This is a genomic window from Allohahella marinimesophila (assembly GCF_039538005.1).
GTDB classification, from domain to species: Bacteria; Pseudomonadota; Gammaproteobacteria; order Pseudomonadales; family Oleiphilaceae; genus Allohahella; species Allohahella marinimesophila.
In genome coordinates this window covers 79,055-99,867 of sequence record NZ_BAABBO010000005.1, presented here as the reverse complement: position 1 = coordinate 99,867, position 20,813 = coordinate 79,055, and the positions used below count along the sequence as shown (strand labels likewise).

General features: G+C 51.5%; 15 protein-coding genes. 3 read left to right on the top strand and 12 right to left on the bottom strand.

Translation table 11 applies throughout. The features are described from left to right. The 4 genes from ABD735_RS05640 to ABD735_RS05625 form a co-directional block, all read right to left on the bottom strand. Positions 1-2,390 (bottom strand): calcium-binding protein (locus ABD735_RS05640; RefSeq protein WP_344804195.1); only part of this gene is annotated, 2,390 nt, incomplete at its 3' end. Between the two features lie 620 nt (positions 2,391-3,010). Then, positions 3,011-4,390, bottom strand: coding sequence for an HlyD family type I secretion periplasmic adaptor subunit (locus ABD735_RS05635; protein ID WP_344804193.1), 1,380 nt, complete (start codon positions 4,388-4,390; stop codon positions 3,011-3,013). Beyond that, on the bottom strand, positions 4,387-6,609 hold the full coding sequence (locus ABD735_RS05630) for a type I secretion system permease/ATPase (protein WP_344804191.1): 2,223 nt from the start codon (positions 6,607-6,609) through the stop codon (positions 4,387-4,389). The genes ABD735_RS05635 and ABD735_RS05630 overlap by 4 nt, the downstream gene beginning before the upstream one ends. A 334-nt stretch (positions 6,610-6,943) precedes the next feature. Further along, positions 6,944-7,138 carry a hypothetical protein gene (locus tag ABD735_RS05625; protein ID WP_344804189.1) on the bottom strand — a complete coding sequence of 65 codons (195 nt, stop codon included), beginning with the start codon at positions 7,136-7,138 and terminating at the stop codon, positions 6,944-6,946. Positions 7,139-7,167: 29 nt separating this feature from the next. On the opposite strand from ABD735_RS05625, the gene ABD735_RS20120 reads away from it, so the two are divergent. Next, positions 7,168-7,260 (top strand): integrase core domain-containing protein, encoded by a 93-nt coding sequence (locus tag ABD735_RS20120; RefSeq protein WP_425548577.1) that lies wholly within the window; start codon positions 7,168-7,170, stop codon positions 7,258-7,260. Between the two features lie 613 nt (positions 7,261-7,873). Here ABD735_RS20120 and ABD735_RS05620 read toward each other — a convergent pair. The 8 genes from ABD735_RS05620 to ABD735_RS05585 form a co-directional block, all read right to left on the bottom strand. Beyond that, complete coding sequence (locus ABD735_RS05620) at positions 7,874-8,398, bottom strand: hypothetical protein (protein WP_344804187.1); 525 nt, start codon at positions 8,396-8,398, stop codon at positions 7,874-7,876. Between the two features lie 63 nt (positions 8,399-8,461). Then, positions 8,462-9,259 carry a hypothetical protein gene (locus tag ABD735_RS05615; protein ID WP_344804185.1) on the bottom strand — a complete coding sequence of 266 codons (798 nt, stop codon included), beginning with the start codon at positions 9,257-9,259 and terminating at the stop codon, positions 8,462-8,464. Positions 9,260-9,570: 311 nt separating this feature from the next. Then, complete coding sequence (locus ABD735_RS05610; RefSeq protein WP_344804183.1) at positions 9,571-11,085, bottom strand: relaxase/mobilization nuclease domain-containing protein; 1,515 nt, start codon at positions 11,083-11,085, stop codon at positions 9,571-9,573. Next, positions 11,082-11,444 carry a hypothetical protein gene (locus tag ABD735_RS05605; protein ID WP_344804181.1) on the bottom strand — a complete coding sequence of 121 codons (363 nt, stop codon included), beginning with the start codon at positions 11,442-11,444 and terminating at the stop codon, positions 11,082-11,084. The genes ABD735_RS05610 and ABD735_RS05605 overlap by 4 nt, the downstream gene beginning before the upstream one ends. Positions 11,445-11,847: 403 nt before the next feature. Further along, positions 11,848-13,110, bottom strand: a complete 1,263-nt coding sequence (locus tag ABD735_RS05600) for a tyrosine-type recombinase/integrase (RefSeq protein ID WP_344804179.1) — start codon at positions 13,108-13,110, stop codon at positions 11,848-11,850. Between the two features lie 461 nt (positions 13,111-13,571). Continuing rightward, the gene (locus ABD735_RS05595; protein ID WP_344804177.1) at positions 13,572-14,447 is read right to left on the bottom strand and encodes a PEP-CTERM sorting domain-containing protein; all 876 of its coding nucleotides are present in this window, start codon (positions 14,445-14,447) and stop codon (positions 13,572-13,574) included. 148 nt (positions 14,448-14,595) lie between these two features. Further along, positions 14,596-17,304 carry a glycosyltransferase gene (locus tag ABD735_RS05590; protein WP_344804175.1) on the bottom strand — a complete coding sequence of 903 codons (2,709 nt, stop codon included), beginning with the start codon at positions 17,302-17,304 and terminating at the stop codon, positions 14,596-14,598. 78 nt (positions 17,305-17,382) lie between these two features. Beyond that, positions 17,383-17,976: a GNAT family N-acetyltransferase gene (locus ABD735_RS05585; RefSeq protein WP_344804172.1), complete on the bottom strand. Its 594-nt coding sequence runs from the start codon at positions 17,974-17,976 to the stop codon at positions 17,383-17,385. Between the two features lie 319 nt (positions 17,977-18,295). Here ABD735_RS05585 and ABD735_RS05580 point away from each other — a divergent pair, with 319 nt between their 5' ends. Beyond that, on the top strand, positions 18,296-19,582 hold the full coding sequence (locus tag ABD735_RS05580; RefSeq protein ID WP_344804170.1) for a beta-ketoacyl synthase N-terminal-like domain-containing protein: 1,287 nt from the start codon (positions 18,296-18,298) through the stop codon (positions 19,580-19,582). Next, positions 19,579-20,784, top strand: coding sequence for an enoyl-ACP reductase FabV (gene fabV, locus ABD735_RS05575; RefSeq protein ID WP_344804168.1), 1,206 nt, complete (start codon positions 19,579-19,581; stop codon positions 20,782-20,784). The genes ABD735_RS05580 and fabV overlap by 4 nt, the downstream gene beginning before the upstream one ends. The last annotated feature ends 29 nt before the right edge of the window (positions 20,785-20,813 follow it).

Sequence of the window (20,813 nt, the reverse complement as noted above, 5' to 3'; positions counted from 1 at the left end):
TCATTGCCATCGCCACCGAAGAGTTGGTTGGCGCCAGCACCACCGTTGAGAATGTCGTTACCACTACCGCCTTCGATGATGTCGTTGCCGCCTAGGCCATTGATGATGTCGTCACCACCGTTGCCCAAAATCTTGTCGTTTCCTACGCTGCCATTGATAACATTGCTAGCATTGTCGGCAAGCGAGATACGGTCACTTTGTGTGATCGACTGAGCGGTTCCGTCACTGCTAAGCACGTCGATTTTAAGATCGGAAAGAAGAGCTGCGCTCTCATCGGTAAGAGGCCTTCCATCTAGAGCCGCAATCAGTACGCCGTACTCTTGCCAGCCTTGACTTTTCAGCTGCTCACCGTGAATTCTTGCGATATCGATGAAATCCTGCAGACCGTTGGCTTGGTCCGCTTGTATGTTGGCAGCAAGAACGGCATCAAATCCAGTTAGATCCAGAGCAAGTTGTCCCGCATCATCGATTTTGAGTTGAATACTATCAAATGCAGGCTTCAGCCTTGTCTGCGAGAGTAGGGCATCGTAAATAGAGTTCTTCAGTTGATCGTAGGAGCTACCAATGAGTGCAATTTGCTCTGGGCTAAATGTGAAGGCTTTCTGGGATATTGTTACTGGACCCATTGCCATTCGTGAGTACGAAAATCCACCTGTAGTGGCGCCCGTGCGAACTGATAGAAAATTGTTCGTGGTCCCATCAGTTTCAGTCTGTTCGAAACTGAAGAACTCGCTGGCGTTGAATATTTCGAGAACACGGATCTTTGCCAATGTTTCCAGTACCGCGTCGTCATACTGGCCGACGTGTAGATCGCTTCCGCTAGGAAGGTACTCACCCATACCAGACTGAGTGCTGCTGGTAGTGGAATCTTCTGTCGTTATAGCGGTAAACGCTTCTGTCTCTTCTGTAGTGCCGCCTATTCCGAAACGGAGATAAGTCGATCCGATAGACGTATTGTTCAAGCGCTCGATCCAGTCTTCGAACTGCGCCGAATCGGCCCATGCATCGAGGAAATCGTCGATCATGCTTAGCTGCTCGTCTCGCGTGGTAGCTACCGCATACTCTTCGAGAATACCAGCCAGACGCGTACTCTGTGATGCTGCCTCACGGAGATCTCGAGCCATGCCCGAGCCCTGCATGTCCGGTAGGGCTGCGATCTCAGCAGGAACTTCAACCACATCGGTGAATTCGCGATAGAAGCCGTTACTGTCCAGGTCGAGGTTTGCGGCTGTGCCAGTTGTGCCGTCAGTTCTCGTGAAGCTGCCAGTGTGGGTTGTCATGCCGCCTGCCGTTGCAGTATCTGCATGATCGACAGCTTCGACAGATATACTGGCCACACCTGCCTGCTCAAGAGTAAAGAGTTCGTCCGCCTGGCTTATTCCATCCTGATTAAGGTCACGCCAGACACGAAGGTCTGCGAAGGCCGCGTCAGAAGCATCGACAATGTTGTCGCCGTTGCTATCCATGTCTGCCAAGGCATCGAAGCCGTCGGTAGCCACCGTTCCGTCAGCTTTAACGGTCTGGTCGCCGAAGAGTTCTCCGCCGTTGTCGATGGTGCCGTTGGAGTTTCGGTCGAGGACGAGGACACCATCGTCGGAGTTGACCCAGCCGGTGCCGGTTCTGATGCCATCAGAATTCTGGTCAAACAGAGTTTGCGGATCTACAGCGATGGTTTCTATGCCGTCCCCGTCAAGGTCGAGGACCAGCGGATCGCGGCGGGGGGCGACCCAGCCGAGTGCCGCGTTGTAGTCTCCGTTGACGGAAGCGTCGATGTCATCGTTCCACCATTCGAATAAGTCTGTGGCAAAGCCAACAAGTGCATCGAAAGCAGCACCACCAGCCTCATCCATAGCGACTGTGAATACCAGAGTTGCGATAAGCGCAAGCGGGAAGCTGACGGTAGCCAAAAGCGCAGTGACACCTAAGCCCGCGAACGCATTAAAGAGCTTTAAATAATCCTGCTCTGTGGTTGCCACCACAATATCGATCGCTACTAACGGACCATCTATCGCCTTGGCAGCATCACCTAATACTTTCAACGCATCGACCGCAAGGTTGCCCTTGGCCGCGTCATTAAGGACGCTTTGAGCATCCCTCGCTTGCGCCTCGACGCTTGCAACGACGTCCTGTGCGATTCTCTGTACGTCAGCAAAACTTTGCTCTAATACGCTGCGAAGAGCCGGGTCGTTGGCCAGATCTTTTAGGCGGCCAGCCTGAAAACTGCTGATATTATTATTCTGTGAATCAAACGTTTCCAGCTTTAAAAGCGCTGCCTCAAAAGCATTTTTGCCTTCGTCAAAAGAAAATGGGTTTTCTGTGAGGTTGGCAAGTGTCGTAACTGCTTTCCACGCATACTCTTCATTAGTTACTACGATATCAGAACCTGTCATTGTATTTTCTCCAGAAATAAACAATTTGTGAGGTTGCCACATAAAGCATCATTATTAGTCCAGCCGAGAAGATGACATGAACCAACTCGATTTTTTGAAGGTTTAAAAATATGGAGTGATTACTCTTCGCCCCTCCGGACAGGAAGGCTACATAGTAGAAGAGTGGAAAGAAGACAATGAAAGCTAGTAGCCGCAAGGGAGTGTTCGGCTGAGACGAGCCTAGTCTGACATCCAAATACGCTAAAATAACGGATGGGATGAACATTATATGAGTGTAAATGAGTATTAAAATTAAAGCAGATCTTACCTCTAAACTGTTTTCGTACTTAGATGCGATCTTTTCTAGCGAGCCTGTGTATGAGTTTGGTATATATTGGATAATCGCATCTGACACGTCAGTCAAAAATGCTAGGCTGAAAAAAGCCATAACTAGTAGTAGTGAAGCTGATGAGCCAAATACCAACTTTATAAATCTCGAGCTATACATTTGTCACCTAAGCGTTCGATTTTATTTAGAGTGTAAAATGGTGGTTATGGCAGCTTCATTCGCCGTGAGCGAAATTGCCGTGCACAGCCATCATTTGCGGCAGTGCTACTTTAAGATCCGACTTCAAAATATATCACCGCTCCCCTAAGCTTTCTGAGCCAGCCTTGATCAACGGAGATAAAAAGAACTCTATCAGCCGCCTCGTTCCGGTTTTTATTTCCGCAGTGACCCCCATGCCCGGAGCGATAAGAAGCTCCCGATCCTGACCGCCCAAACTCTCTGACTTCAGCTTGAATATAGCCTTGTAAACCAAGCCGAGCTGCTCATCCTCAATCGCATCGGAGTCAATGCTGACAAGTTCCGCGTCAATAACGCCATACTTGGTAAAGTTATAGGTATTGACCTTGATCTCGGCCAACTGATTTAGCTCCACGAACCCAATATCCTGGTTGAGAATTAGCGCTTCGACCTCAAGTGCACTGCCAGCTGGAACGATCTGCATGAGCTCCTGAGCTGGTGTGACGACGCCTTTGAGTGTGTGAACCTGAAGCTGTTGAACAGTGCCATCAATCGGCGCTGTGAGTACCAATTGCTCATGGTGCTGGTTCGCCTTGAGGACTTCCTGCTGAAGCATCTCAGCTTCAGTGGAAACTTCTTGCAGCTGGGAATATGTGGTCGACATGCTTTCATGGAGCAGGGCCTGCTGTTGCGTATTAATGGCGGCAATGCTGGCCTGAATCTGTTGAAGTCTTGCCGTCTGGCTCGCCGCGTCCTGCTCCACGCCAACCAGTTGCTGCTTCAGTTCCAGGAACTGGGTTCGTGATCCCATTTTGCTTTGAGAAAGGGTCTGCAAAGCTTGTACTCGCTCCTGAAGGATTGTTGTCAGGCGTGTGGCACGATCTTTTTCCGACTCTGCCATAAGCTTTTCAGCCTTCAGGCGAGCGAGTTCCTGCTCCAGCCCTTGCATCTTTGTGCTGAACATCTGTGCTTCGTGATCAAGCCTGCTCTGCTGCTGTGTGAGTCGGCGCTGAAAATCCGCATCATTAGCACCCGCAGTATCGATCTCAGGGAGCGTCACTCTGTTCCCCTCGAGCCAGCTCGCCAGCGAACTCAAACGAAGCGCTTGAGCGCGTGCGTTCGCCCACTGTTGGCTTAGTCGCTGGACGTCAGCTTCTGTGGCGGTTCTGTCGAACGTGATCAACGGGTCACCCGCCTTGACGCGTTGCCCATCCTTCACGTGAATGGTGGCTATCTGCGCAGTCTCCATTGGTTGAATCGTTTTGACTCGCTCAGTGGGGATGATCTTGCCTTGAGCAGTCGCAATAATGTCGATATGTCCAAACCATGACCAGGCGACAGCAATCACAGCCAGCAACGCGATTGCCCAGATGATCGCGCGTCCAATCGGCGAGGCAGGAGTTTGTTCAACCTCCAAAGCTGCAGGCTGAAACGCCTGAATATCTCTGTCGCTCAAAATGCCAATAGTTGGAAAGAGCTTGATAACTGCGCTCATCGTCCTATTCCTGCGACAGGTGATAATCCATCTTGTGGCGGATTGAGCTGCCCCGATTGCTCGTTGCTTTGAGGCACCTGTCTTATCGCCGGTGTGTGGCTCTGATAGCTATGGAGCTTGTTGTAATAGCCGTTCAGACGTATCAGCTCATCATGGCTCCCGCTTTCAACGATCTCACCTTGCTCCACAACCAGAATTCGGTCAGCCTGTCTGACCGTCGAAAGCCTATGCGCAATGATGAATACCGTACGGCCCTTGCACAGATGTCGCATGTTCTCCTGGATAATCCGCTCTGACTCGTAATCCAGCGCACTGGTCGCTTCATCCAGAATCAGGATTCGCGGATTTGTAATCAGCGCCCGGGCAATTGCAATGCGCTGTCGCTGTCCGCCAGACAACGCTGCACCCTGTTCGCCCACCATCGTGTCATAGCCTTCCGGCAGACCGACGATAAACTCATGCGCGCCGGCCAGTGTTGCCGCTCTCACTACCGCGTCCATTGGAAGGCTTGGATCGGTTAGGGCGATATTGTCTTTCACACTACTATTAAATAGACGGTTTTCCTGAAGAACCACGCCTACTTGCCGGCGGAGCCATGCCGGTTCCATTTGGGCCAGATCGATGCCGTCTACCATCACTCGGCCTGTCTCTGGAACATAGAGACGCTGTATCAGCTTGGTTAAGGTGCTCTTGCCAGATCCTGATCGACCCACGATCCCGATTACTTCCCCGGCTTTTACATCCAGCGCAATCTGCTTCAGTGTCTGGGGTTGATCAGGCTTGTACCTGAAGGAAACCTTGTCGAAGGTCACGCGGCCTTGAATGCGGGGCAAGGTTGTGCGGTTAGGATTGTGGCCAGGCTCAGTAGGCGTATTAAGAATGTCTCCCAGGCGTTGAATTGAGATGCCGGCTTGCTGAAAGTCCTGCCATAACTGGACGAGCTTCAGAATTGGTCCGCTGACACGCCCCGCAATCATGTTGAAAGCGATGAGCTGACCGATGGTGAGTTCGTTGCTCATCACCAAAGTCGCCCCGAACCATAGAATGAGAACGGTCACAATCTTGTTGATGAATTGGGCCACCTGGCTTGAAATGTTACCGAGGTTGTTGGCCTTGAACGCCGCCGCGACGTAGGCCGCAAGATTATCCTCCCACTTGCGCTGCATCTGCGGCTCAACCGCCATAGCCTTGACAGTCTCGATGCTAGCGATGCTTTCAGTCAGGAAAGCCTGATTCTCAGCGCCTCTAGCGAATTTCTCATCCAGCCGCTTCTTGAGAATTGGTGTGATGATTATGGAGAGAATTACGTAGCAAGGGATCGACCCCAAGACAATCCAGGTCAGCGTCATGCTGTAGTAAGCCATCACAGCGAAGAACACGATGGTGAAAAAAAGGTCGATGATCAGCGTGAGAGCGGAGCCGGTGATAAAGTTGCGGATGCTGTCCAGCTCCCGCACTCGCGCCACGGTGTTGCCCACTTGCCGGGAGAGAAAGTATGCAATCGGCAGCTGTGTTAGATGATGAAACAGCTTTGCGCCGAGCGTCACGTCAACTCGATTGGTGGTATGGGTGAAGACGTAGTCGCGGAGGCCGTTCAATACGACATCGAAAATGGCGATGACCACAAGACCGATGGCGAGAACATCGAGCGTTGAGACGCCTTTGTGCACCAACACTTTATCGATGGTGACCTGAAAGAACAGTGGTGTTAGCAGTGCGAAGATCTGGATGAAGAACGAGGCCAAAACGACGTCGCCAAGCAGGCCTTTGTATTTCAGCAGGGCAGGGATGAACCAGCTGATATCAAACTTGGCGCTCATGCCTGGCAGGATGCTGCGCTTGGTCACGAGAATCAGTTCACCAGACCATTCGCTCAGGAATTCTTCCTGGGTCAGAACACGTGGCGACGGCTTATCGTAATCCTGTACAAGAACCTTGTCGGGTGCAGCCTTAGCAAGAATGGCCGTCTCGCCGTTCTTCATTCTGGCCAAGGCAGGAAGTGCGCAAGCTGACAGTTGTGACCAGTTGGCTTTGACCGACTTCGCCCTGAGCTCAAGACTCTTGGCAGCTCGGAGCAGGTCTGATGAAGTAAGCGCTTCTGTAGTGCAGCCAAAATGGTGCTTGAGCTGGCTGACGTCTGCAGCCACCTTATGGTACCGGGCAAGCATTACCAGGCTGCTCAGCCCTGAATCTATTGACCTGTCTTTCGTATCGGACATGTTTACCCTGACCACTATCTAGGGATGCACTTGAATATCCAAACGTACAATCTGGGTGATTTTCGTACGCTCAGTGCTTAGGGTGCGCACTTTATTTGAAAAATATGCAAAGCAATAGTGCGCCGCGATGGCTTTGACAATTGTTTACAATTTGAGCGTTGAAATGGGGTTGGGTTCGTTTAAATGCTGAGAAGCAGGGCGCATTTTTCCTTAGGAATGGGCTGTCGGCTCGAAGCGGTTTCGACGAATCAAGTCTAACCATCGATATCGATGCGTTTAGTGGGTGATCAGTAGCTTAACGCGGCTGACCCGCCTCCGGTTTAAGAGCAGGCCACTAGTTATTCTGTTTTGAACCGCCCCGGGTTCGAACTGACCCCGCTCCGGGAGCGTCAAGCAGCCGAAGTTCCTGGATGATTTTGACTTCAGGAGCTGTCATGAACATAGCTACTCCAGCAAAAAACAGTGCGGTGGCTATGGAAATGAGCGCAATTAACATCACGTCCAGTTGATCTCCGGCGCTCTTGATCATGCGTATCTTCCTGTGATTTCCCAGCGTGAATAAGGAATTGGCGGCAGCAATATAACCAGGTCCGACCACACAGCTCTCTGAACTATTTACCACCGGCTGTCTTTGCAGAATGGGCAGCTTAAACTGTGAGGAATCTCATCCAGGCGTGGTACTAAAACAGGGGGAAGGTTAAGGTCCTGTTGCAATAGCAGGGCGCGCGGGAAGCGTGTAACGCTGATAACAGGTATCTGATTGGATGTCTGAGCCGGTGAGGGAAGGGTAGGTATGTCGCTTTAGGAACTATTGTTCCCCTTTGGATGCACCCTGATCTGTGGTTTGAGCGGCTGCGGATATCCTTCAAGACCCTCTTCATTGCACGTGCGCTGGCAGCACTATCTGCCTTGCTCTCCGCCGCCTGCGGGTCAATTGATCGCCTTGCTCTTTTTGATTGAATCTAGTCCGGGTTCATCGCTGTTTAAGCACAAGCCAAACGCGATCAATAAGTCCCGCTCAAACTTTCCATGCCTCGCATTGCAGTCTCTGCATGAGGGCGCCTTTCCTTTTCCAACATCCATCGGTGTCGAATCTGGATACCAGCTGACTGATAGCATATGGTCCCAGTCTCGATAGTCGACATACTTTAAGCAGTGGACACATATTACCGGTCTTGGACTTTTGCTCGAAGGTTCCTCCTGAAGGGGTAGTGGCACAGCATCATCCTGCGCGAGCGCCCCTGAAATACTACTCCCGAGAATACTACTTAACCAACGCAAGGTAGGCAGGCACAACCCTGGGTACTCGTTTCGGGACCGCGATTTCATCGGGCCCGAGTATTAATCGAATGAGTGTTTTCATCGACTCACTATCACCCCCAGCTCCCCTCGAAAGCAGGTGATTGATCTTGACGTTCACTAGATGAGTTAGCCGTTCGTTTGTCCAGGCGTCGTGTTTTGCAGCAGCGATCAAGTCCTGCAATTCGTCGTTCCCAAACGGTACTTCATTGAGCCTGATCAATTGCTCTATTTCCTGTCGCAACGCGCCAGAAGCTTCAGCCAAGGTTGCAACCTCCTCGACCCAACCACGCTCGTCTGCAGGTTCGTAAGCTCTAGATCCGCCCTGATACACGTCAACCTCAATTGCGATTACATCATGCATGCAGATGCATTTGCGAATCATTTCTATTGCGCAAGTCATGTCGTCTGAAAAGGCTTGGTCCCCCGACCAGTTTGACATGTAAACATGCAGGTCATCGTCCTCAAGTCTTACTTTGATGATGTTCATATTGATTTCCTTTTATTGTTTTTATTAATTGCTAGGCTCTCAGCACGAGAGCCATATGAAGTTTCAGGACTTGAGAATCTTGTACTCTGCTTCGAGCTTTAGAGTTGCTATCGCTTTAACTTTGCAGAGACAGTAGCCCGCACGGGTCTGTTTCAGATTCTTAAACTTTTCTTCAGCAGCTAGCTTCGCAGAGTCTTGCAAGTCTGAGTTCTTGCGACTGAGACCGCGCGTGACAAACTTATAAAGCTGTCGCTCAGCTACATACAGCTTTTGCGCTTGCTCATCTGACAAGATTTCATGAACTTTGCCATGGCTAGAATTAATGTGACGCAGCAGGCCCTGAATGATGGGGTCGCAGAGCTCGTCGAAACGCCCAGAAGCGATCATTGCGTCAATCTCGCTAGCCAGGTTGCTGTGTGCACTCTCTGTTGAGCCTGACAGTCCGATACGCTTCGCATCTTTGATGACGCCCGAAAATTCTCCGATTTTGCTCGATATGATGTAGCAGGACTCAGACGAATACTTGTCATCATCGCGCTTTCCGCTCTTGATAACCGGCGTGCCGCCGAATAGACCCAGCTTGGCATTACGTAAGTAAGCTTTCTCGATCAACTCGACTTGTGATCTAGCCCAGGCTGAGAACGTTTTGACTTTTGATTTACTGATCTGTCCGCCGCAACATAGAATCACTGCTTCAAGCTGAGCGTCGATATCTGCAGATAAGTCGACCTCTGCAAGCTTGTTGTTGTCAGTGCGATAGATCTTGCGGGGTCGACCTTTGTGCTCGACGAGACCGTCATATTCAGACTTTGACTGGTAGAGATTGAAAGAGGTGGCCTTGGAGTTAAGACGTGCGTACATGCTATATTCCTTCTTTGTTGTTTTTATATTGTATAAATCTTGCTCAATAATTATATCAACAATTGATCATAATGCATACAATTAATTTAATAATAATTGAGAAGGGTTTTTGATGATCACAAAGTTGATCACATATCAGCATCACGCTCTTGATGATTAGGTTGCCTCCGCTATTAGCCGGAAACCGTAACCATCTGGATTTGAAAATAAAATAAAATGACAATTAAAAATTATCTGTTATTAAATAATAGGAGCTTAAACCGAGATAAGGCAGCATACGCCGACCTTCGCAGGCCGACGCACAAGAGGAATCAGCGCCAACGCTGCTGAAATTGACGAGGAACAAGAGCCATTGAGTTATCAGCATCCCAGTCGTAGCGAGAGTCAGGAATCTCTTGAAGCTTTGCTCCGTCGATCCACGCTTCCTCTTTCTTGATCTCGTCTGCGATCTCCTTTGCTTTTTTGTCTTGAACACACTTCGCTTCACGCTCTTTGACTTTATTAATGCGGTAAACTTGTTCAGCTTCTGCGCCGTATGTGATTACAACAGACTCGCTGGGAAATGTGCCAAAGATCAACTTTATGATCTCTTCTACAAAGCGCAGCAGCTCAGCCATTTTCGCCTCAAGCGCCCGATCTCTCTTTGATTTTGAAAAGTTCACGGCCATGTCAAAAATGAAATCCCACGAAGTGTAAGTCGCACGTTTATTGCCGGTCGAATTGTAAAGTGGCATCTCCCAACCATTTCGAGCAGCAGCACTAATGTGCAAATTATTAAGGGGGATATAAACTCGATACCCGCACATCATCTCAACAGGATCCAACTTCATTGGAGCTTCTTTAAGCGCAACCCGTTTCCGTTTTTGTTTCAACGTCTCTTCCTTCCGAACCGGCTCAGCAGCCGCAGGCTTAAGGAATTTAGTGAGATTGGGTAGCCTTCCATTGAGCGCAAGAAAAGCATCGTCACGGCTCGCCAGGTAGCTGATCCCTTCTTTGCGCTGCAGGGCGTGGAAGGTCAGTCGGGTGCTCTTGATCTTTGAGCCGCTGATCCACGTCTCGCAATCGTCAAGCTTATAAGAGATACCTGAGGCGAGACCATCGGTGCCAGGTCTGCACTTGGTATCAATTCCGACTCTTTTGAGTTCAACGACGAGAGCACGCATCGTGGTTGGCTTTGAAGTTCGCCAGACCTTGTCGATTCTGGTGCGCATGATTGCGGCGGGGTCTTTGCGCTCAACGCTCTGCCTGCTGCAATACCCTTTCATTTCGTCTTTGGTAAAATGCTTGCCGAAATTGTCTTCGGGATTAGCGACAGCCTGGAGTCCGTATTTCGCTTCGAGTCTGCGCATCGAGATCATGCCGCGCTCATAGTCAGCGTTATCAGATATCAGCGGGCCGCCACGCTCTAATTGAACTCGACAAGCGACAATGTGCATGTGCTGGTATTTGGTATCACCGTGCACGACTGCGCTATATTTCGTTAGGTCGGGGTCGTAGCCCATTTGCGTCATGTAGTCCTCGAGAACATCGCTCCACTGCTCATCGTTCAACGACTCGCTCTCGGGCAGGCTTATTATGTAATGCGCGTAGAGCTGTTCTCCCTTGCCCGTGTGGCAACTGGCGGCCAATTCCATTTCGGCTTGAATTGCTGAGAAATCGATTGCAGCGATAGTGCCGTCCGGGTGGTATGTTAGTTCTGGCTCTGCAATGCAAGTGCCGCCGATCGGCCGGACGTGATCTACTTTATGCTCGTGTCCTGCTCCGCCGTATACATAGTTCAGCCGGCCGTGCACATTTGATGAGAAATCTTTTTTAGAATGGATCACGCGGCACCTCCAAAAGCCTTAGTCAGAAGGTCGGTGACATTTTTGAGCTCTAGCTTTGCTAGCTTTACGAAGTGACGATCACCCATCCAGCAGGGGTCATCAGGCATTGCCGCCCGCAATTCCTTTAGTCTTCTTGCTGATTTGTTAAGAGCCACCACCAGCTCGCGCTTGGTTTTGATTTCCTGGGTATCGCCGGCGAAGATAACCGCTTTGAGGTAGTGGCTGATCTTTTTAAATTCCGAAGCAGCAACCCGACTCTCAATTTCTAAGAGCTCTTCCGGGGTCATGCAAACCTGAACGGTTTTTGATTTGGCTTTTGCCCTGTCTTTTATCTCGGGTCTTCCGTATTTCTTTGTCACGTGATGCTTTCCTATTATTATTGTTGTTATTAGCATTCTTCTTAATCACTTCACCGCAGAACCCGTCAGGGTTTGAGGATCCTGCGTTTTAATGTTATTCGATAGCTCCGAAGGTGATAGGAGAATAATATTAAAACATAGCTGGCCAATCTTCTTTATTTAATTTCGCACTCAGTACGTCGCTCAACCATACATATATTATCGCATCAATTGAGCAAAAAACATACAACATTATAATATATTTTTTGTGATAATTCTGAGGATGTTGTGCGAGAGGTTGCTGAGTGGTGTGAGTACGGAACTGGATACAATAATCAGAAAAGCTCACTATAATATCCAGATCTAACACATTATAAGTAGGCTTCTATTTTTCATGATCACGAATAATATCAGAATATCGGTATTATCTATCTTTATGTTCGTCTACTTGATCAGCGATGTCAGGCAAGCCCTTGGCTCTTAGCTCTCTGATTCTTTTTCTCGCTTTAACTCCACCTTTCTTGATGTAATATTTCGAAGCTGTCTCAATGCTGTCTCCTATCATCTCTGAGACCAATCTGATATCACTAGTCTCTTCATAAAGCCAGGTCGAATAGGTGTGGCGCCAATCATATGCCTTTCCAGTAAGCTCATATTTTTCAGCGACCTTTTTCCACAGCCTGCGATAAATAGAATCAGAAACGAACTTGCCACTCCGCTGTATGAAGAGACGATCGTCGGGTGCCCGGTGTCTTATCATTGCAATGTAGCTTTCCAGGGCATCCGCTACTGCTTGAGACGTGATAACTACATCTCGTGCTTGGTTGGTTTTGCAGATTTCAGCTGGGACGTGGAACCACGGATCTGCACCGAAGCGGAAATTCTTTGCGCGATTCAATCTGATTTCGCCAGGCCTGCATCCAGTATCCATCATTGTCGCGAGGATAAGTCTGCCAGCGACTCCGAAGGGCTTGGCTCCCTTCTTGTCTTTCCCAAATTCGGGGTCGAGCAAATCCGCAACGATTTCCGGAATGAGATCGACAGGATAGGTGTTAACGTTGCTGCCGCTGTCCTTCGGGTACGATTTTTTCTTGAGTGGGTTTACGGGTATTCGTCCAGCTTCGACCATCGTATTGAGCATTGCGTTGAGGCCGTAGTAAAGCTTTCGAATGCTGACATCTTTGATTGGCTTTTCGCGCTCTGCGTTACGCCTCAAGAAGTCTTCGAAGTCGTCATTTGAAAGATTTCTGATTCGACCCTTCAGGGCTTTTTCAGACAAGCACAATTTGATGTCTCTTATCGTGTCGTAAGAGACTGGCCGGGATTTTCTTGTGCATGATGCTCTGTCGAGTTTATAAAGGTTGTCGAGATAGTGCAGTGTTGAGATGTTGCCGTGTCTCGCGCCGGCATGAGATTTCTGTTCTACAATTGTCTGGCAACGCTCTACAGCTGTCGCGTACGAAATCCCAAGATCGCCGTTGCGGACGAACGCGATCCCGATCTTTTCTCGTTGTCTTTTTCCTGCATGCATGTACCTTGCGTAGAACGTTTTCGTTTGCTGAGTGACTCGCAAAACAAGTCCAGGGCAAGAGCTGTCATAAATCTCCCGGGGTTTCTCATCATCCTTTTGAAATGGCACTCGACGTACTGCCGTATCGCTCAAAACCGTCTTATTCTGCTTAGCCATTCTCTACTGCTCCGAGGCGTGGTCAAACGTGGTCAAATGTAGGTCATTCATTACTGCTAAAAACATACGGACCGCTTTTGATAACCAAAAGGGAGTCTATTGGTCATAATTAGGTCAAAAATGTATTAAAAAAAGTGGATTATTTAGTCGAGAACTGTTAGGTCGTAACAAAGTGTTTCAATTATCAACTTTTTCATGTTTTGTATGTTATTGATATATAACGATGGCGAAAATAGATGGCCCAGCTGTTGCTTAAGGCTAGGTCTGAAACGGGGATAAGTCAATTCCTTAGGAGGCGGTCGCTCTATCCAGCTGAGCTACGAGGACATCTTGAAAGGAAGGACGGCAGTATATTCGGATGCTTGCCATATGTCAGCCCTGGAGGCTGATTATCTGCAAATTGCTGGGCAGGGGAGGTCGATCTCCAAACCTCCTCCTCTGGGGTATCGAGTTCGCGAATATCAGCGCCTGCGGCGGCGTGCGATCAGACCAGCCAGACCCAGACCGAGTAGTGATAGCGTGGCAGGGACGGGCACGCTGTTGGTATCGCCCGAGAGGAAGTAACCGGAACCCGAGTGCATGGCGACATCCTCTGGCATATCGAACCAGAGATCGGCGCTGCTGACATCAAGGCCGAAGGTGCCGATCATACCGGTGAACATCGTGGCGTTCACCCCGGACGTGAGCTGAAAGGCCTGAGTCTCAGCGGTCCAGTCGAAAGAGATCGCCATCTCGATATCAAAACTGTCGCTATCGAGCCAGTGGGTGACGAACTCGGCGTCGAGGGTAGCTGAGGGATACGATACGAATTCTGTCTCGAGCCCGCCGTTCACCATGTGACCCTGAACACTGAGGTGGCCGAAATCACCCGTGTTGGTGGCATTGTCGGTATTCGACAGATCAATCCAGAAGCCCAGAAAGTTATCAAGCTGGTCTGGCATCTCGCCGAACAGTGAGCCTTTGACGCGCAAATGAGCGGCGCCTGAAAACTCGCCGCCTGTAAACCAGACATGGTCGATAAGATTCGCTGTCGCGTGTTTGAGCGGATCGACGGTGGTGGCAAAGTTTGTGAATTCCGAGTGCAGGCTCATATGACCGGTGGTGTGATCGACTTCGACAAACTGGTCATAGCCGTACGTGCCATCGGAATCCAGCTCGCTGCGGCTTGAACCGCACAGTTCTTTCGCTTCGCCGATATCAATCGGTTCGACAGAACTATCGCTGCAGTATGCGTAGGCACCGGGGAAATACGAAGCATGCCCAAGGGGCGAAATAAGAAAGGCTGGCAGTGCGCCACACAGTGCGACTGTGAGTGAGGTAAGTCTGAATTGTTTCATACTAACATCCATTGTTTTGTCGAGATTGTTTTGAGTTGGAGCGAGCGTACATCGCGCGAAAACAATCATCTCAGAACCAGTCTGAATGGCATAGGCTGAATGGGTATTTTTGGGACGTAGGTACGGCTTGGGTACGGCTTGGGTCCGCCTAGGCGACCGTCACTTCAACGTATGCCTGATCCGGATACTCCAGTCCAAGATCCGTCAGGAACTGCCGCATGATGGGCTCAGCCTGATAACGTGCCGCGCGTTTACGAGCCTGCTCCGCCATCGCGCTTCGGCCAGAAGGTTCACTGAAGAAACGCACCACGGCATCCACCATAGCGTCCAGATCGTCAACCAGGTAACCGCTGACCTCGTGCTCGATGATGTCCTTCGGGCCCTTGCAGTTGTAGGCGAGCGCCGGCATGCCATGGGTCAGGGCTTCGAGTAGCACATTGCCGAAGGTGTCGAAGCGTGAAGGAAATACGAACAGGTCCAGCCCCAGGTACAAGGCCGCCAGTTGTTCCTGGGTCTGCCAGCCGAGGAATACGGTATCGGGCATGGCCTGCTGGAGTTCTTTACTCGCAGGGCCTGAACCGGCTACGACGATTTTTAGCCCAGGCACCGACAGCCGGGCTTTTGCCATGATGATGGGCAGGTCAAAAATACCTTTTTCGCGACTCAGACGGCTGGCAATGAACAGCACCGGCGTCCTGTCGTTGGCGCCAGGGATCAGGTCTGACTTGCGAATGGCTTGCACCTGTAGATTTCGTGGTGCGGTGTGATGAGCGGTCAGAAATACCCGGCTTTTCGGCAGTTGCATTTCATATCCGGTCAACCAGGCCTTGTGCTCGCGATTGAGCGCGAAAACACCGTCGAACTGCCCGTAGAGCATGCGCATGAGCCGGCGTAAACGGTCTCGCTCGTGTCGGTTCAGGCTGGTGGTGTGGGTGATGAAATCAATCCAGTCCGTGTGCATGAAGAAGTAGCTGGGCACCTTGAACATCTGCTGGACAAACAGCGCGACTATCGCCATGGGCCCTTCGGTTGAACAGACAATACGGTCGTAGCCCCCTTCATAGAAAATCCGCGCAATTTCCATGACGTCGGGCACCCATAGCGTCTGTTCGCCGAAAGGTTGCAGGTCGATATCCGCGATGGGGCGGACTACATGAAGGTGCGGCTCGCAGGCGGCATCGGGGTGACAGATCAGGAAATCGATCGGCAGATTGGTTCGACTGATCTCCTGCAGCTTGCCGGTCAGTGAAGTCGAGACGCCGTTCTTGTCCAGCAGGGTATCGGTGAGATAGAGCGCACGCCGGGAATGCTCGTTCTTGCCGAGCTGCCGGGCGAAGCGGTTGAGCAGGTCGCGGTTCTGGTACAGTACTCGAGTCGATGCCAGGGTGGCACCTGCCAGCACAATGCTGATGAGCACTGGAAAGGACAGGGCATCGAGCATCTCAGCCAGGTTGATGTTGCTCATGTTGTCCTTGCGCTTGGCATCACCCAGAAACAGCGCCGTGAGCTGACTGGGAATTTCCAACTTGCGAGTCAGCTCCTCGGTGGAAAAATCCTTCAGTCTCGGGCCCGGATTATTATCCAGCGCTTTGCGGATTCTTGCGGCGATCAGGTGATTCAGATGATTGAACAGCTCGCCGATGCTCTGGTTCACCGTATCCACGAAAGCTTCTGGATTGTTGCGTTTGCTGTCGGCGATTTTTTCCAGTTGCTCGATGCAGAACTTGTAGTCTTTCGAGGCCTGCCACTTCAGAAAGCGTTGTGGCTTCTTTCCTTGCAGTGCATCGTGAACCAGTGAGAAGAATTTCATCGTTTTCTTGTGTTTCTGCATTTCCAGAAACAGGTTGGCGATGACGAAACAACCCATCTTGTCCCAGTTCGAACCTCGATGAAGGAGGATACGCAGCATGCCCGGATCTTCGATTCGACCGACCGCCTGGGAGAAATAATCCAGCAAGGCAATGTTGAGCTTCTGGTTCTCGCCGACTGTGCCATAAGGCGCGATCTGGCCCTTGCGCAGCGCTTCCAGCGCCAGATCAGAGGCGCGCTCAGTCTTCAGCCGCGCCTGCAGGTTGGGCACATGGAGCTGTGAGCCGCAAAGGCCTGCGAAAATGCCGGTGTGGTCGTCGGAGCCGCCGGTGAGTACTTTGGGCTGATCAGGATCCACGCCAAATTCAGCTGGGTCCAGCTTGTGCTTGAGGGCGTAGGCTCGAATCCGCTCAGGCGTGAGACTTTCGACCCAGTTCAGGGTCAGCACGCTCTGCCACAGATCCCGCTGGCCATTCAGTACTTCGAAGCGCCAGAACATCACCGCCAGCTTTTCAAATAAACACAGATCAATGCGGTCGTTGCGGCTGTAGAGGTAAAGCGGGTGCGGCAGGATGACCGGAATGTCGTGGCTGGCCGCATAGCGCAGGAAGTCGTAGATGTTCTGGCGTTTCTCGAACAGAACAGCTTCCTGTTCTCGGGTGAAGCCGTAGGTGAGCACGTGGATGAACAGCTCATATTCGGGAAAGTAGCAGGTGAACTCGCAGCCCACCAGTACATCCACACCCTTGTCCTGCAATGCCCAGCAGGAGCGTGCGTTGTTGTGATTGGTGACCGTGATGACTGAGCTACCGTTCTGCTCCAGGACGCCGACAAGTTTCTTCGTTTTCAGCCAGGTCTCGGGCAGACGCAGGATGCGCCCCCAGAGTTCATCAGGTACATCACTGTTGAGGTCATGACAATGAAAGTCGATTCGCAAACAGTCTTCAGGTTTGAAACGCCGTGCCTGCCGGCTAATGAACTCATCGAACTCTGCTCTCAAACTTTTGCGGAACTGCGGTTCGCCGTTGGGCTGCCATTGCATCGTCATACACTTTCTCCCCGCTGCTGGCTTTGACACTAGCGGGGGAAGGTGAAGCGAATGTTTCGGTTTTATTGCAATTGTGTGTCACACCGTGGGTGCCTTCCGCAACATCGAGGTGACAGGTGGCCCACCACGGGGTAGTGCAATCTCAACAACTGGCTCGAAACCGAACTTTGCATAGAACTGAGCATTGGCGGGTTTGGAATTCTCCAGATAGACGGGATAGCGATCAGCGCCCGCCAGCGAGAGCAGGTGCTTCATCACCGCAGATCCAAACCCTTGTTGCCGGGCAGTAGCGCGATTGCCAATGGCAAAGATGTAGATGTGATCACCCTGGTAGTGATGCTGTTCGAACAGATCCAGTAGTTTGACGGCCTTCAACAGGGCGCCAGGGCCGAAGGTCCACAAGCCCTTCAACGCAACGCCGGCAGTGATCACTGAGCTCATCGTCTTGCCGGGTGGGAGAAACAGTGCAGCAGCGGATCCACTGTCGTCGACGAGTATACCCCTGTCGTCGATGAACGCCTGTATGACGGCTTTGAAATTGAAAACCGGAAAGTCGGCATGCGAGGAAATCCACAAAAGAACAGGATCATCCTTGAAGGCGTCAGCCAGAATATCGACGACGAGGTCAATGTCGTCGGCACGCGCAGAGCGCACATGTATGGGTGATGACATTGCTTTGAACGGAACTGTTTGAGAACAGGGCACGAGTACGACCTTTCAAATTATTGGGTGTGATCATTGGCCAACTTGTATCACTTCCACGGCAATGCCGCCAAGGGGTCTGTATTCGCACTAACGATTAAAGATGCGGCTTGCAAAAATTTGCAACTTGCACGAATGCGTCAAATTTCTGCTACCGATTGTCAAGTGCTTGTAAATCAATGCTGACATGATTGCCCCGTGCTTCATACACAGGGATACAGCTCATGTCGCAAATGATTGCTTACTCATTCACGAGACCGGCTCATACTTGCTCTGCGGGGATACCGTCATGAGAAGAGTCGTCGTCACAGGTATCGGCATCGTCTCGAGCCTCGGATCCAATCAGACGGAAGTACATCATTCACTGGCGGAGTGCCGATCAGGCATCGGACCCAATATCGGTCATATCGAAAACGGCCTTCGTAGCCATATCTCCGGCCAGATCGATATCGACTTCGCTGCACACGTCGATCGCAAGCTGCTGCGCTTCATGGGCGACGCCTCTGTCTATAGCTACATCGCCATGAAGGAAGCCATTGCACAGGCGGGACTGACCACAGCGGAAATATCCAACGAGCGTACCGGCTTGATCATGGGCGCGGGTGGCGCTTCAACTGAGAACGTCATGGACGCCATCGATATCCTCAGAGAAAAGGGTATTCGTAAAGTCGGGCCATATCGCGTGACCAGAACCATGAACAGTTCGGTCAATGCCAACCTGGCTACGCCCTTTGCCATCAAGGGCGTGAACTACTCGATCACGAGCGCCTGCGCCACCAGTGCTCATTGCATCGGGGCCGCTGCGCAACAGATTCAGTTTGGTCTGCAGGACATCATGTTCGCAGGCGGTGCTGAAGATTGCCACTGGACGCTGTCTTGTCTCTTCGACGCCATGGGCGCCTTGTCTACCGGTTATAACGACCGACCGAAAGAAGCTTCACGACCCTACGATGCCGAACGCGATGGCTTCGTCATCTCAGGCGGCGCTGGTGTGTTGGTGCTCGAATCCCTGGAAGGTGCACAGGCGCGCGGCGCCACGATATTGGCCGAGCTCACTGGCTTCGGTGCTACCTCCGATGGCGACGACATGGTTGTGCCGTCAGGCGAGGGCGCAGCGCGCTGCATGCTGGATGCGGTCCGACAGGCCGACGCCATTCAGAAGCGCCCGGTCGACTACATCAATGCCCATGGCACCAGCACCAAGGTCGGTGATATCGCTGAACTCAGAGCTATCAAAGCCGCCTTCGCAGGCAATACTGGCGACCATCTGGCCGATATGCCCGCCATCAGTTCTACAAAAGCAATTTCAGGCCACGGCCTGGGGGCGGCCGGCGTGCAGGAGGCTATCTACAGCCTGCTGATGATGCGCAACAGATTCCTCGTGAGATCAGACAACCTGCATACCGTCGATGAGGCCGCAGCAGGATTCCCGATACTCACGGACATGCAATACGACATCGATGTCAGGCGAGTACTGTCCAATAGCTTCGGCTTTGGGGGGACTAATGCCTGTCTCGTGTTTGATAACTGGGAAAATAGTCGTTGGGAGAAAGCTGCCATGGAGGGCCAATCATGATCGTGCGACCTAAGATACGGAACTTTATCTGTACAACGGCGCATCCGGTTGGCTGTCGCAAACAGGTGGCAGAGCAGATCGAACAGGCCAAGTCAGCGCTGCCGATGAAAAAGAGCGTTCACAACGTGCTGATCATCGGTTGCTCCACGGGCTATGGCCTGGCCAGCAGAATAGCGGCGTCCATAACTTGTGATGCAGCCACGCTGGGTGTGATGTTCGAAAAGCCGGCAACTGAGGTTCGCTGTGGCAGTGCAGGCTGGTACAACAATATGGCCGCCGAGGCTCTGCTGAAAGCCGAACACCCGGACCAGCAGATCCACACCATCAATGCCGATGCCTTCAGTCAGGAGACGAAGGATCAGGTTATCGACCTGGCGACGCAGAACTATGGCAAGTTCGACCTGGTCATTTATAGCCTGGCGGCTCCACGCCGCAAGGATCCGGTCACGGGCGAGATCTGGCAGTCGGTATTGAAACCCATAGGCGAACCTTTCGAAGGCATTACGCTCGATACGGACAACGAAGTACTCAAGTCAGTGAGCATCGAGCCTGCGACCAACGATGAAATTGAACAGACCGTCAAGGTCATGGGCGGTGAAGACTGGGCAGATTGGATGAGTCAACTCCACGCTGCAGATCTGCTGGCTGTTGGCTGCGAAACGGTCGCCTATCACTACGTCGGCAGAGAGCTGACCTGGCCAATCTATGGTCAGGCGACGATTGGCCGGGCGAAGGCGCACCTTGAAGACACTGCCCACGCTATCAACAAGCAGCTTGCGGATATCGACGCCAAAGCCTTCATTGGTGTGCTCAAGGCGGTTGTCACGCAAAGTTCATCGGCCATCCCCATCATGCCGCTCTACATCGCCATGTTGTACGACGTTATGAAGGAAGAGGGCAGCCATGAAAGCCCCATCGAGCAAATTCTGCGTTTCTTCGACGAGCAGTTGTTGAGTCCGGATCGGCGCGTCGAAGGTGGCGTGCGCATGCGGGTGGACGACCTGGAGATGGCTGACTCGGTGCAGAATGAAGTGGCCCGACGTTGGCAGGTCGTCACCGACGATAGCCTGCCGGAGTTGGCCGATTTAAGGGGTTATCGCGAAGATTTTCTCAAGCTTTTTGGTTTTGCCTGCGCTGATGTGGATTATGATCAGGATATCGACCTGCTAACGGGTCGGGCTCACACCAGGGCGCTACTGTAAGCCGCCTTGCAAATGGACAACAAGGATCA

Bases quoted from the DNA above. Each gene is read 5' to 3' on its own strand.
- ABD735_RS05595 (WP_344804177.1), bottom strand. From the start codon at position 14,447: ATGAAACAATTCAGACTTACCTCACTCACAGTCGCACTGTGTGGCGCA.
- ABD735_RS05580 (WP_344804170.1), top strand. From the start codon at position 18,296: ATGAGAAGAGTCGTCGTCACAGGTATCGGCATCGTCTCGAGCCTCGGA.
- ABD735_RS05600 (WP_344804179.1), bottom strand. From the start codon at position 13,110: ATGGCTAAGCAGAATAAGACGGTTTTGAGCGATACGGCAGTACGTCGA.
- ABD735_RS05630 (WP_344804191.1), bottom strand. From the start codon at position 6,609: ATGTCCGATACGAAAGACAGGTCAATAGATTCAGGGCTGAGCAGCCTG.
- ABD735_RS05635 (WP_344804193.1), bottom strand. From the start codon at position 4,390: ATGAGCGCAGTTATCAAGCTCTTTCCAACTATTGGCATTTTGAGCGAC.
- ABD735_RS05590 (WP_344804175.1), bottom strand. From the start codon at position 17,304: ATGACGATGCAATGGCAGCCCAACGGCGAACCGCAGTTCCGCAAAAGT.
- ABD735_RS05585 (WP_344804172.1), bottom strand. From the start codon at position 17,976: ATGTCATCACCCATACATGTGCGCTCTGCGCGTGCCGACGACATTGAC.
- ABD735_RS05615 (WP_344804185.1), bottom strand. From the start codon at position 9,259: ATGTACGCACGTCTTAACTCCAAGGCCACCTCTTTCAATCTCTACCAG.
- ABD735_RS05620 (WP_344804187.1), bottom strand. From the start codon at position 8,398: ATGAACATCATCAAAGTAAGACTTGAGGACGATGACCTGCATGTTTAC.
- ABD735_RS05625 (WP_344804189.1), bottom strand. From the start codon at position 7,138: ATGATCAAGAGCGCCGGAGATCAACTGGACGTGATGTTAATTGCGCTC.
- fabV (WP_344804168.1), top strand. From the start codon at position 19,579: ATGATCGTGCGACCTAAGATACGGAACTTTATCTGTACAACGGCGCAT.